This is a genomic window from Tunicatimonas pelagia (assembly GCF_030506325.1).
GTDB classification, from domain to species: Bacteria; Bacteroidota; Bacteroidia; order Cytophagales; family Cyclobacteriaceae; genus Tunicatimonas; species Tunicatimonas pelagia.
In genome coordinates this window covers 6,179,570-6,191,749 of the sequence record NZ_CP120683.1, presented here as the reverse complement: position 1 = coordinate 6,191,749, position 12,180 = coordinate 6,179,570, and the positions used below count along the sequence as shown (strand labels likewise).

Sequence of the window (12,180 nt, the reverse complement as noted above, 5' to 3'; positions counted from 1 at the left end):
AGCTCAAATACTCGATGGCTCAATTGTTTGATTGCTGATTGCTAATTACAAATTGTTCTAAGCTTCACTACCAATTGCTAACTGTTCACTGTACATTGCTAATTGTTTCGGCTCATCTCGTAAGCTTGCATGGTAAGATAGTACTTCGTGAGCATATTCGCCACCTCCCAATCAGGTATCTCTCCCGCTACTAAGTATTCCAGATACTTTTCAGTCACTTGAGCAAAATGGGCTTCATGACCTACTTTGTATTCTTCAGGGATCAGTACCTCCCAGCCGCTTTCCGATGTACGCATATTTAGCCCAGGGTACTCACCACTTAGCTCATTAAGGGCAGCTTTCAGCTTTTCTTCAAAACCTGCTGTCTCACCGATTGGCTCTACGTACAATGCCGGTTGGTAATTTTGCGGCGCGTCTTGTCGGATAACTAAATTTGCTTTTGTTCCCCGCATGATGGAATAGTGGGTATCTTTAGCCCCTTCGGGAGCTTCAAAATTCCAGATAGCGGCTACCTTGCCGTGGACACCTCGAGCAGTAAAGACAAATTCACCATTCGCATACGTGTTCAGCACTGAATTCTGTACATCTTTCTGCAAGTAGTCGGGAAACTCAGCCATTCCGGTTACCTTCTCAAACTGAGCTGGGGTCAGTTCGGTTGCCCAGCGTCGGGCACTTACCACCGCTACTTCCGTAGTATCAATTCCTTCTTCAGGAAAGCATTCCCATAAGATTAAATCTACCAAGTGCGTAGAGACATCTACAATACCTTCACCCTGCTGCTCAGTATCAAAAAACCAAGCGGGACGAATTAGTGGGCTACCCGCCACTTCCTTAGAAAAATGGTGAATGCTTTCTTTAGAGATCGCCGGATTATCTGGGGCACCCATTTCCAATTCACCAAACACTTCTGCTTTTTGCGATAGTGCTTTTTGGAGCATGGTGGTAATCTCGTAGCGCTCGGTCATAATATCGTACAGTAGCACGTCCTGTTCCTGAGCGGTAGCTAACGCTGATTTTAGCTTAGGAAACTCAGAGGGGTGGATCACCATCGGTTTATCCGCCAGCACGTTCAACCCGGCTTCTACCGATTGCTGAATATACTCCGTCTTCTTAGCATTATTACCCGATAGCACTACCACATTGCCGGGCTGTTCTTGTATCATCGCTGAGAAGAAATCAGGCCCGGTGTAAACCTCCTGTGTCCAAGCAGTAGGTTCATCGCTGCGGGTATTGAAGCCCTCAATTCGCTGTAGGTGTAACTGTAAGTCTTTACCCTCGGGAGCATACACCTGCACTACCGAATCTACCTGATCGTACATAAACTTCTGCACCAAAGCCGCATGGAAATGACCAGGGTCTACGGTCATTAACTTTACTTCATCGTCTGCTCCGGTAAATTGGTTAGCTATTGACTGTTCTTCAGTAGCATCAGCTTGATCTTGATTGGTTCCACCACAGGCCGATAAAATGAGCATAAAGGTAACTGCTCGAATTGATTGGTTCATTCGTTGGGTTATTGTAATCGGTTGCTAAGGTAATAAAAAAAGTGTAGTGCCGGAGTTCTGAAGTGTTTTAGTGTTAATGTGTTATAGTAATTTGGTTTTGAGTTCATACTTGGTAAACGTAGAACTCTAAACTCAAGCACCGTAACACTCTAAAACCCTAACACTATCTCACCTATCTCCCATAACTCGCTTTGAGGGCATCTACGTGCTCGTAACCCCAGGGGTGACGCTGCGAACGGGATAGCATGGAGTTGGCCTCATCATCATTCTTGAAGCGCTCATTGATGGGATCCCAGTAGAGTTTACGAGGTAGTTTCATAGCAATATGCGACACCAAACAGGCCGAGCACGAACGGTGGGCTACTTCAGCCGGGGAAATAGTCAATTCACGCGACTTGATACAATCTAGCCAGTTGCCGTGCTGCTCCTGGCTTTCGTACAACTGAATTTCATCCGGGCTAATTTCTGACTCCAGTATCTTTGGATCGCTCGCCATAAAAGCTTCGGATTTACCGAGGTTGGGGTCAGAAGCGGTAACACCTACATTGCCCCGGGAAACAAAAATCCAGCCTTCCGTTCCTTCAAAGCGTACTCCGTTGGGTAGTTCACCATCCACAATCATCTCTACCCCATTAGCGTACTTACTTTTTACATTGTAGGGTCCGTGTACGGTCCACAGCCCGGTTTCGGGAAATTTGGCGGTAGCTTCTACTTCTATCGGCCCGGTGTATTCCGTACCCATGCCCCAGTGGGCAATATCAATATGGTGAACACCCCAGCCAGTAATCATGCCCGCCCCAAACTGCTCGCAGCGAAGCCAACCCGGTCGGGAGAATTGTGATTTGTTATCGGTAAACGGAGGCTGGGGGTGCACCCGCTCTTCGGTGTAAGGTACGTAAGGGGTCGAGCCCAGCCACATATCGTAGTTCAGGTGATCGGGTATATCGGTTGGAACCATTTCTCCGCCGGAAGGATCACTCGGCAAACCAACCTTAACCGTTTTAATCTCGCCAATCCTCCCGTTTCGCACCAACTCGCAAGCCCGCTTAAACTGAGGCCAGGGGTTCATTGAACGCTGTTGGCTACCCAACTGAAAAACTGCGCCAGTTTGGTGAATGATATCGCTCATTGCCCGCCCCTCTTCAATAGTGAGCGAGGTGGGTTTTTGTAGGTACACCGCTTTCCCGGCCAAAGCAGCCTCAATGGCGGGCTGGGCGTGCCAGTGATCGGGGGTACTTACGATTACGGCATCGATATCAGGACTAGCTAGCATCTCCCGGTAATCATCGTACATTTTTACGTCGACGAAGTTTTCCTTTTTCTTATTATCAGCATACCACTTTTCGATAAACTTTTTACCGTCTTCTTTACGCTTGCTATCTACATCGCACACAGCAACTACCCGCGATATATCGTGCTTCATGGTTTCGGGTAAATCGTGTGACATAGCGATGCGTCCGAAGCCGATCTGCCCTACTTGAATTTTGTTGCTGGGAGCATTTTTACCAAAAACGCTGGACGGAACAATAGTGGGTACGAAGAAAGCTCCGGTAGTGGTTGCTAGTGTTTTTTTAAGATAATCTCGTCTATTCATGATATTTGAATAATTGAATGTTTGAATGCGTTAATAAGTAATTAAGGGGCTTCATCGCTAAGTACCCATCGAATTCCGCCTAAAATATGTTTCATAAATATTGGGTCAGAATAATGTTCGGGACGATGACCCAAGGAAGTATACCATTGACGCCCTCCATCGGTAGTATGACACCAAGTTGTGGGAAAAGTATCACCAAAAATCTCACCGGGGTATTCTGACTTTTTACCGTCCTCTACGGTAGTTAAATCTGATGCGACTAGTACGTGAATATTAGGATTCAGTTGATTTAGATAGTAACACTCATCCTCTTTTATACTCCAGATTTCAGGTAAGAAATAGGTAGAGGGGTGCGTTTTATCGACTACTTTCACATTAAAATCTTGAATAGGAGCATGACGCACAAACTTACCACCTAAGTTTCTCCAAAACCAGGGCCAGTCCCGTTCGGAACCACAAGTTGAGTGAATGGCCACGAACCGTCCACCCGACTGCATGTACTGCTTAAATGCCTGCTCTTGTTTGGGAGTATCAAAGACATCATTATTCGTGTTGGAGAAGATTAGGGCATCGTACTGCTGCAAATTCTCGGTAGTAAACTGGGCAGGATCTTCAGAAGCAATGACTTCAAACTTATGTTCGTCCGCTAACTTCTGAATGGCTTCAATGCTGTACGGAATATTTTCGTGAACGTAGCCTTTGCCATTCTTGGTGTAAAGCAGTAATTTCTTTCCTTCCAATGAAGGCTGGCTAGACATCTCTACTTGGGGTGGATGGGCAAAATCCTGCCAATGACGCTCAGCAGTAGCTGCGTCCATTTTACCATCGTAGGTAAGCATCCGGTATTTGAGCGAGTACTCCTGACCGGGCTGCAGAGTCCAATCGCGATCCATTGCCGGATTAAAATTGAAAAAGACATTCTCCTTACCATCGTTTGCACCCGTAGGCCAAACACGTATTTTCTCGGGATAGTTAAAATTGGTAGGATACGTCATGAAGAGGACTCCCGCTGGTCCGGCATCCGTGGGTCCCTCTACATAGCACCAACGAGCCCGGGTTCCGTTTCCATCCGATTTATTTAATCCGCCAGAGGTGATTAGCGTAGCACTTTCGTCATTCCATTGCTCATTGGCCCGAAAGCCAAAGCCTTGGTAACGATATTCTTTAATAGTGAACGGGTATGCGGTAGCCGGATTAAGGGTAGAGATAAAATCTACCAAAAAGCCATCGGATTGAGTATTCCACGCGCGCACCTCCCAGCCCTCATTTAAGGCAACTTGGCTATTTTGGGCATTGAGTGTATCCAGCACTACGTGCTCATGAGTAGCAGTTAATTTGCCAAAGACCTCACCCTCCACCACCAGAGGAATATCTTTCACCCGCACCGTTCCCTGACCTTTGTAAAGGTTCCAGAAATCTAGTTCCTTCCCGTCAAACTCGGTGGTCGTCCAGGGGTTCCAGACCCCGTAGTGGTGGTAATGATCGGGCGGTTGTATTCGGGTAAGGACCCCACCGTTAGGCGAACGCAGTGGATGAATGTACCCACCGCGACGATAGCGCTCAGAGACTCCCTCCGGCACGGGAGTAAGACCGTAGTGATACGACAAGACGTCTTGATCGTTGATCTTTAGTTGCAGAGCTTGCCCGTTATCTTCAGCAACTACCTCAGGTGGACGGTTTTTTGGGGTATCGGAAGAAGGTTTTAGTATAAAGTGGCGAGTGGTTCCGGCCCGAGTCTCCCCTTTCAGAATCCAATGTAACCTAGGGGTGTACCCTCCCTCCCACTGAGCCGCAACGGGCTTTTCTTCCCCTTCCACCATTTCTACTAGCTGAAAGTTATCCCCTGATAAAGAAATAGCTACGCTCTCCAGTGTAACTGAAACAGGGGTATTAAACCGATTGTACACACCAGCATCTACGTAAATATCTACTGATGGTCGCGGGGCGGTTGTGCTAATTCCAAAAATACCAGATACTAAAACCAGTGATAAGCACTGTAGAACTGGAGTTAAAAACATAAATACTGATTTAGGTGGTTGCTTAACGTAAATTCAATGATGAGAAAGCCGACTGTCTGTTACTAAATGATTCTCAAATAGCTAAGGAGCTGATACTCCTTAAAGCACTGCATAAAATAGCCATTTGCAGAATTTATAACCGAGCTTAATTTTGTTATTTTTGTATAGTTAGTTTAACGCCTAAGATATATCATTATACGTAACCGATTGCAAAATAATAAAATTTCCTATTATTCGTACATATATTGGGTTTGCAATTATCTGTTAAAACTGCTTTCTGATCGACAACTTTCTTGCTTCGGGGAATGAAGAACTCTAAAGATATTACCATATATGACATTGCGAAGGAACTGCAAATTTCAGCAGCTACCGTAAGTCGGGGATTAAACGATCACCCGGCAATTAAGAAGCAAACCCGGGAAAAAATTCACGAGACGGCTCGCCGGATGGGCTATCAACAAAATATTTTCGCTAGTAACCTTCGTAAACAGAAAACGAACACTATCGGAGTTATTGTTCCTCACCTGAATAGCTACTTTACTTCTACCGTCATTGCTGGTATTGAAAAAATAGCTAACCAGTCGGGTTACAACCTCATTATCAGTCAGTCGTTGGAGTCGGTTAGAAAAGAGCGGTCGAATGTAGATACGATGTTTAACAGTCGGGTAGATGGCTTATTGGTTTCTTTGGCTAGTGATACTGAAGACATTGAACATTTTCAGTTTATACTACAAAAAGAAATCCCCCTAATTTTCTACGACCGCGTGATTGAAGCCCCCAACTGCACTTGCATTACCATTGATAACTTTCAGGCAGGCTACAGTGCTACTCAGCACCTGCTTGAGCAGGGATGTCGACGAGTGGTGCACGTGGCGGGAAATCTACGGTCTAGTGTTTATGAGGGTCGTCATTCGGGATATAAGCAGGCACTGCAAGATTTTGGCTTGGATTATGACCCATCGTTAGTGCTTTTCCCCGACCTGCGCGATGTAAATCCGGGCAATACTGCTCAAGATATTCTGGCGATGGACACGTTGCCTGATGGGCTTTTTTGCGTTAGCGATACCCAAGCGGCAGCTATCATAAGCGAACTACAAAGAGCGGATATTAAGGTGCCGCAACAGATTGCAGTAGTCGGGTTTAACAATGATTTACTATCCAGGGTAGTAGAACCAGCACTGAGCACTATTCACTATCCGGGACAAGAAATGGGTGAGATTGCTGCTCGAACCCTAATTCGTCAGCTTAATAACGAGAGTCAAGATGAACAAAACACTATTGTGATAAAACACCATCTTATCAAACGAGCTTCATCTCTTAGAGAGTGATTTTTTATTGGCGAGTGGTTGATATATCTCCCTCAAACACTTTGTTTTTCAGTAGTTCCTGAACCGCTAATTGCCGCTCAGCTTCGGTCTCAAAACTACCCATATTTTGTAGAATACCGAGCATAACGGTGTAATCATCCTGATATAGCATTACCGAAGAAGGGGGCATATATTCCTGGGTAAACCGTTGAATATCAATCTCACTCAGATTATTATCGGCTAACACCAGCATCTCCTGATACCGCTCGATCATCATCTCTTGTATTCGCTGCTGACGGGCTTCACTCTCCTTCATTGCCATAATTTCCTTCAGCTTCTTTCTCTGTTGATGCTGACTATTGAACAAATTAGCAAAAGCGGTAATCCCCCCTTCTAATACCGCCCCATTCGCTCCTGTCGCAAGTCGGACAGCGGCTACCTCTTTCGGGTCTTTCCGTTCAAACAAAGGTTCACCCTTAGGGCGCTTCATAGAGAAAGGTTCATCCTCCCGGCGAATAAATTGTTCAATATTATCGTACGCTTTTATGGTAATCTCCCGTAACTCTCCCACGTGAGGAATCATCACAATCCTTAGTCGCTCTAAACGTTCAACCGAGCTGTCGGCCGGAACTAAGAAGTAGGGTTTGTAGCCAACGCTACTGAACATAATGGTATCTTGCTGAAGCACATTCACACCGAAAAAACCTTCACTATCGGTAGCCGTGCCGGTTCTACCATCCTGACCACGAATATGCACGTAAGGCAAGGGGGCCAGGCTATCGCCTCCCACTACCTGCCCCTGAATAAAGACCTGAGTTTGATCTTGAGCCGATAAAAGCTGAGGGGCCACCATCAGTAAAAAGAGTACTGTCGTTCGGCTGAACCAATAAAAATTTTGTACCACTTCCCCCATAATACACGCCTATTGTACTCTAAAGATAACAGATAATCAGAGGCTTTACAACCGAAAACCCTGGCTTAGCTTACGTGCTCTACGCTAACCCCGCATTAGCTAAAACGGATTTTTTACCAGATTGTGAAGAAATAAGGGTGATTAATCTTAATTTACTCGCTTCACTCTAGCAAAACTATGAAGCGCAGAAGATTTATTAAAAACGTAGGTATTGGAGGTAGTTCATTGACCATGCTTCCCATACTGAGTTCTCCATCCTACTTCACTAACTCTCTGATTAATAATAATGTACAGAACGAATATACTGTTGACCTAGTTGTATCCGGAGGTGGGTTAGGGGGCTGTGCCGCCGCTTTAGCTGCCTTACGCAACGGGCTCCGCGTAGTGATGACCGAAGAAACCAATTGGATTGGCGGGCAAATTACCCAGCAGGGGGTTCCCCCCGATGAACATCAGTGGATTGAAACCCACGGAGCTACCCAGCTCTATCGGGATTTTCGGAGTGCCGTTCGGCAGTACTACTTTCAGAACTATCCAGTTACGGAAGCAGCTCGTCAACAGCAGTATTTTAATCCGGGCAATGGGGCAGTATCCCGGCTTTGCCATGAGCCTCGGGTAGCCTTAGCAGTACTAAATGCAATGTTAGCCCCTTATTTAAGTAATGGACAACTCACCTTGCTGCTCAACCACAAAATTGTAGGTGCTGATGCTGATGGCGAGAAAGTACGGGCTTTAACTGCTAGAGACATTTATACCGAAAAAGAAATAACCTTAACTGCGCCCTACTTTGCCGATGCCACCGAGTTGGGTGATTTACTTCCTTTGACTAATACTGAATACGTAACTGGTACCGAAGCTAAATCAGATACGGGAGAACTTCATGCCGCCGAACAAGCTGATCCCGCTAATCAGCAATCGTTTACGATGTGTCTGGCGATGGATTACGTTCCAGGAACCGAGAACCTAATTGAGAAGCCCCAGGATTATGCCTTCTGGCGAAATTTTATCCCTGATTTACAACCACCTTGGCCCGGCGAACTACTTTCGTTGACCTACACCCACCCTTCTACCCTAAAGCCTAAAACACTGGGGTTTCACCCCGAAGGCGGAGCCACCGGAGATGTGCTTAATCTCTGGAACTACCGCAAGCTGATTGATCGTCATAATTTTAAAGAAGGAGCGTATCCGGGCGACAGCACAATTATCAATTGGCCGCAGAATGATTATTTTCTAGGAAACCTGGTAGATGTAAGCTCCGAAGAATTTGATCGTCACGTAGCCCAAAGCAAGCAGCTAAGCTTATCACTTTTCTATTGGCTACAAGCCGAAGCCCCTCGCTCCGACGGTGGTCAAGGCTGGCCCGGGTTGCGCCTGCGCGGAGATATTCTAGGAACTGACGACGGGCTGGCTAAGTATCCCTACGTGCGGGAATCGCGCCGAATAAAACCAGTCTTTCGGGTGCTGGAAGAACACGTAGGTAAAGAGAACCGTCTGATGGTAGCCGGAAAAGAAAATGGGCAAACAGCAGCTAATTTTTACGACAGTGTGGGTATCGGCTACTACCACATTGACTTGCATCCCAGCTCCGGCGGTGATAATTACATCGACTTTGCTTCCCTACCTTTCCAGATTCCTCTGGGGGTTTTGCTGCCCCAACGGATGCAGAATTTGCTTCCAGCCAATAAAAACATCGGAACTACTCACATCACCAACGGCTGCTACCGTCTGCACCCGGTAGAATGGAGCATCGGCGAAGCAGTAGGAATGTTAGCTGCTTTTGCACTAGATAAAAAAACCACTCCCCACGCCGTTCGCGAAAATGAAAGTCTACTGGCTGACTTTCAAAAGCTTATCCGTTCTCAAGGATTTGAAACGCAGTGGCCTGATTGATGAGTAGAAATCGGCGCGGATTGTTGAATCTAAGATCCAGTTCATTATTTCATGTTTTGTAAATAATTTTTTATGTAAAACATAAAAAATTAATTGTTTTACTAGAGTATTGTGCTTACGTTTGTAAAAACAAATGAATATTCGCTATGCAATACGTTCGTCATAAAAAGCTAATTAGTACGCTGAGAGGATTAGTAATCTTCGCATTGATTCTAGAAATTCTTATGGCGGCAATGGTGCTGATTATCTTCGCAACAACCATAATCTCATCAGAGGATACCCTTCTATCAGCCTGGCCCGTTGAAGTAGGCGCTGCCGTAACTGACCTTCGTACTAGCAGTATCCATCCGCACCTAAGCGATGTTGCTGTTACCATCAATCAAGGTAGCATCCAGTTCTCCTCAGAAAGTGTAGACTACTACTTACTCAAATTTCTGGAAATAGCTCTCGGCTTCGCCATAACGATTGGGGTAACTTGGTTATTAATCAGGATTCTTTCTTCGCTTCAGCACCAGCGCATCTTTACTACTGAAAATGCCCATCGGCTGAGAAACATTGCGTTACTAGTAATTTTAGCTACGCCCTACAGCTTAATCAAAAGCCTGACTTATCGAGGCTACATCGCTACTACTATTGAGGTAGAGGGAAAGGAATATGCCAATCTGTTTGACACTTTTTCAGCTAACTTATCTTCTAATCAAATATGGTTGAGTTTCGATACCAACTGGCAAGCACTCCTTACTGGATTGATACTACTAATTATTGCCGAAGTGTTTCGGGTGGGCGTACTCATTAAGCTTGATAACGAATCTATTGTATAGTTATGCCGATTATTGTCAATCTTGATGTTGCAATGGCGAAGAAAAAAATGTCGCTAACTGAGCTTTCCGAAAAGGTAGGGGTTTCTATGACTAATTTATCGCTGCTGAAAAAAGGCAAAGTAAAAGGCGTGCGCTTCAACACATTAGAAGCTATCTGCCAAGCCCTAGACTGTAAACCGGGCGATATTCTCGACTACGAAGAACCTTAAATTTCCGCATCGCTTCGCTGCCCAGTATTTTTTATCTCTCAAAATCAACTCACCATGAAAAAGATCATTTTCATAGTTGCTATCGTATTGTCCTTTTTTCAAAACCAAACCACTGCTCAATCAACGAAATTCACTAATCTTGACTCGGTTGTTCTAAAGATTCTTGAAGCGCATGAAGTGCCGGGAGCAGGCGTAGCCTTAGTGGCAAAAGATAGTATTATCTGGATGGGTAACCTAGGGCTATCTGATGTTGAGAATAGCACGTTGGTGAATGAGCAGACACTGTTCGGTATTGGCTCTATTGCTAAGACTTTTCTTTCTTTAGCTGCTATGATAGCTCAGGAGAAAGGAATGCTAGACATTCACCAGCCATTTATAAATATTATCCCCTCGTTGGATTTTGATAACCATTGGGAAAATACTCATCCCGTCCGGTTGATCCATTTGTTGGAGCATACTTCGGGTTTCGATGAAGCACACTTCAGCTTATTCTCTCAGGCTAATTCCAGCACCCCACTTGGCGCAGTTATGGAAAAGAGTAAACCATCATTAGTTACTCGCTGGAAACCAGGTTCGTACTTTGCGTACAACAATTTGGGAGCTATGGTCGCCGCTTACGGCATTGCTACTGCGATGGAGCAATCTTACGAAAAGTTTGTTGAAGAAAACATCTTTGCACCGCTAAAAATGGATCGAGCTAGCTATCGAGTATCTAATGAAACTTTACCTTTCGTATCTAAAGGGTACACCAGCGGACTGGTGGAAGAGCCGTATCCCGATCTTCCGCAGTGGTCCGCCGGAGGCATCGTAGCTTCTACCCAAGATATGGCAACGTTAGTTCAGCTATTTCTCAACGAAGGAGAAGTCAACGGTCACCAGATTATAAGTCCTGCTTCGGTAAGCAGCATGGAAACTCCGGAAACATCTTTACTCGCCCAAGCTGGAGTTCAGTACGGTTACGGAAAAGGGCTACGGGGCGAGATAGAGCAAGGCCACCTTTTCTACGGTCACGATGGTAGCTACGGCGGATTCTTATCGGAATTTGGCTATTCGAGAGAGCTAAACATTGGCTACATTATTCTGATTAATCATCGAGACGGTCAAGCAGCCCTAAGAGCAGTAAAAGAAGCCCTTCTATCCTACGCTCTTCCACCAACAAGTTCAAAGAATAGTTTCAGCGATACTCCCTCCATTTCCTCACCTTCTTCTTTAGCGGGCTGCTACCAACCGATCACTTCTACTATGAGCATCACTGACTTTGCCGTACGATTAGTCGATCTACAGTTTATTGAGCAAAAAAATGGACAGTGGTACCAACGAGGTATGTTTGGTAGACATCAGGAACTAGTACCGGTAAGCAATACTCAATTCAGAAAGCCTCATGAGCCAATAGCAACTTCAGCTTTTGTAGAAGACACCGACGGAAATTGGCAATGGTTGGAAAGTACGGCCTATCGGCAGATTCCCGTTGGGTGGGGGTACTTTCAGTTTTACGCGATAGCATCAAGTCTACTTATCATGATGATAGCTGCGGTAACAATTACAATAAGAGTAATTGTCAAACTGATTAAAGGAAAGAAAGATCACTCCCGTCTTCAGCTACTAATACTTCTAGCCTTCGGTTCCTTCGTAGGCATGGTCGTTTCGGTGACTTTATTGTACGACCCTTTTATACCGTTCAGCTTAGGAGCAGTTCTATTTTTAATTTGCGGATGGACATTCTTTCTCCTTTCCTTCGGCGCATTATCTCAAACGTTGATTGCAATCTACTTGAACCGGTCTGCTACTCCGTGGGGTAAATACTTCACGCTGGTAGCATCGCTGGCGCATTGTACTATTGCCGCGTATTTACTCTACTGGAACATTGTTGGACTTACGCTCTGGAACTACTGATTGATGATTAATGAATGATGACTAGCGAAT

General features: G+C 45.4%; 9 protein-coding genes. 5 read left to right on the top strand and 4 right to left on the bottom strand.

Going from position 1 to position 12,180, the window contains the following annotated elements; genetic code table 11:
* Positions 1-98: 98 nt before the first annotated feature.
* The 3 genes from P0M28_RS26460 to P0M28_RS26450 form a co-directional block, all read right to left on the bottom strand.
* A complete protein-coding gene (locus tag P0M28_RS26460; RefSeq protein WP_302206510.1) occupies positions 99-1,505 on the bottom strand; it encodes a putative oxidoreductase C-terminal domain-containing protein in 1,407 nt (468 codons plus the stop codon).
* A 172-nt stretch (positions 1,506-1,677) separates the two neighbouring features.
* Positions 1,678-3,099 carry a Gfo/Idh/MocA family protein gene (locus tag P0M28_RS26455; protein ID WP_302206509.1) on the bottom strand — a complete coding sequence of 474 codons (1,422 nt, stop codon included), beginning with the start codon at positions 3,097-3,099 and terminating at the stop codon, positions 1,678-1,680.
* A gap of 41 nt (positions 3,100-3,140) precedes the next feature.
* A complete protein-coding gene (locus P0M28_RS26450; RefSeq protein WP_302206508.1) occupies positions 3,141-5,117 on the bottom strand; it encodes a DUF6807 family protein in 1,977 nt (658 codons plus the stop codon).
* A 305-nt stretch (positions 5,118-5,422) separates the two neighbouring features.
* Here P0M28_RS26450 and P0M28_RS26445 point away from each other — a divergent pair, with 305 nt between their 5' ends.
* Positions 5,423-6,445 (top strand): LacI family DNA-binding transcriptional regulator, encoded by a 1,023-nt coding sequence (locus P0M28_RS26445; protein WP_302206507.1) that lies wholly within the window; start codon positions 5,423-5,425, stop codon positions 6,443-6,445.
* 4 nt (positions 6,446-6,449) lie between these two features.
* Here P0M28_RS26445 and P0M28_RS26440 read toward each other — a convergent pair whose 3' ends face one another.
* Positions 6,450-7,337 carry a carboxypeptidase-like regulatory domain-containing protein gene (locus tag P0M28_RS26440; RefSeq protein WP_302206506.1) on the bottom strand — a complete coding sequence of 296 codons (888 nt, stop codon included), beginning with the start codon at positions 7,335-7,337 and terminating at the stop codon, positions 6,450-6,452.
* 177 nt (positions 7,338-7,514) lie between these two features.
* On the opposite strand from P0M28_RS26440, the gene P0M28_RS26435 reads away from it, so the two are divergent.
* The 4 genes from P0M28_RS26435 to P0M28_RS26420 all read left to right on the top strand — a co-directional run bounded on the left by P0M28_RS26435 (position 7,515) and on the right by P0M28_RS26420 (position 12,150).
* Entirely contained in the window at positions 7,515-9,227 is a 1,713-nt protein-coding gene (locus P0M28_RS26435; RefSeq protein ID WP_302206505.1) for an FAD-dependent oxidoreductase, read from the top strand.
* A 146-nt stretch (positions 9,228-9,373) separates the two neighbouring features.
* Positions 9,374-10,048 carry a DUF2975 domain-containing protein gene (locus P0M28_RS26430; protein ID WP_302206503.1) on the top strand — a complete coding sequence of 225 codons (675 nt, stop codon included), beginning with the start codon at positions 9,374-9,376 and terminating at the stop codon, positions 10,046-10,048.
* Positions 10,049-10,050: 2 nt separating this feature from the next.
* Positions 10,051-10,257, top strand: a complete 207-nt coding sequence (locus P0M28_RS26425; protein ID WP_302206501.1) for a helix-turn-helix domain-containing protein — start codon at positions 10,051-10,053, stop codon at positions 10,255-10,257.
* A gap of 54 nt (positions 10,258-10,311) precedes the next feature.
* Positions 10,312-12,150, top strand: coding sequence for a serine hydrolase domain-containing protein (locus P0M28_RS26420; RefSeq protein WP_302206499.1), 1,839 nt, complete (start codon positions 10,312-10,314; stop codon positions 12,148-12,150).
* Positions 12,151-12,180 lie beyond the last annotated feature (30 nt).

What these genes read in the sequence shown, in the direction of transcription:
- P0M28_RS26425 (WP_302206501.1), top strand. Translation starts at nt 10,051, where the DNA reads ATGCCGATTATTGTCAATCTTGATGTTGCAATGGCGAAGAAAAAAATG.
- P0M28_RS26450 (WP_302206508.1), bottom strand. Translation starts at nt 5,117, where the DNA reads ATGTTTTTAACTCCAGTTCTACAGTGCTTATCACTGGTTTTAGTATCT.
- P0M28_RS26440 (WP_302206506.1), bottom strand. Translation starts at nt 7,337, where the DNA reads ATGGGGGAAGTGGTACAAAATTTTTATTGGTTCAGCCGAACGACAGTA.
- P0M28_RS26455 (WP_302206509.1), bottom strand. Translation starts at nt 3,099, where the DNA reads ATGAATAGACGAGATTATCTTAAAAAAACACTAGCAACCACTACCGGA.
- P0M28_RS26460 (WP_302206510.1), bottom strand. Translation starts at nt 1,505, where the DNA reads ATGAACCAATCAATTCGAGCAGTTACCTTTATGCTCATTTTATCGGCC.
- P0M28_RS26435 (WP_302206505.1), top strand. Translation starts at nt 7,515, where the DNA reads ATGAAGCGCAGAAGATTTATTAAAAACGTAGGTATTGGAGGTAGTTCA.
- P0M28_RS26420 (WP_302206499.1), top strand. Translation starts at nt 10,312, where the DNA reads ATGAAAAAGATCATTTTCATAGTTGCTATCGTATTGTCCTTTTTTCAA.
- P0M28_RS26445 (WP_302206507.1), top strand. Translation starts at nt 5,423, where the DNA reads ATGAAGAACTCTAAAGATATTACCATATATGACATTGCGAAGGAACTG.
- P0M28_RS26430 (WP_302206503.1), top strand. Translation starts at nt 9,374, where the DNA reads ATGCAATACGTTCGTCATAAAAAGCTAATTAGTACGCTGAGAGGATTA.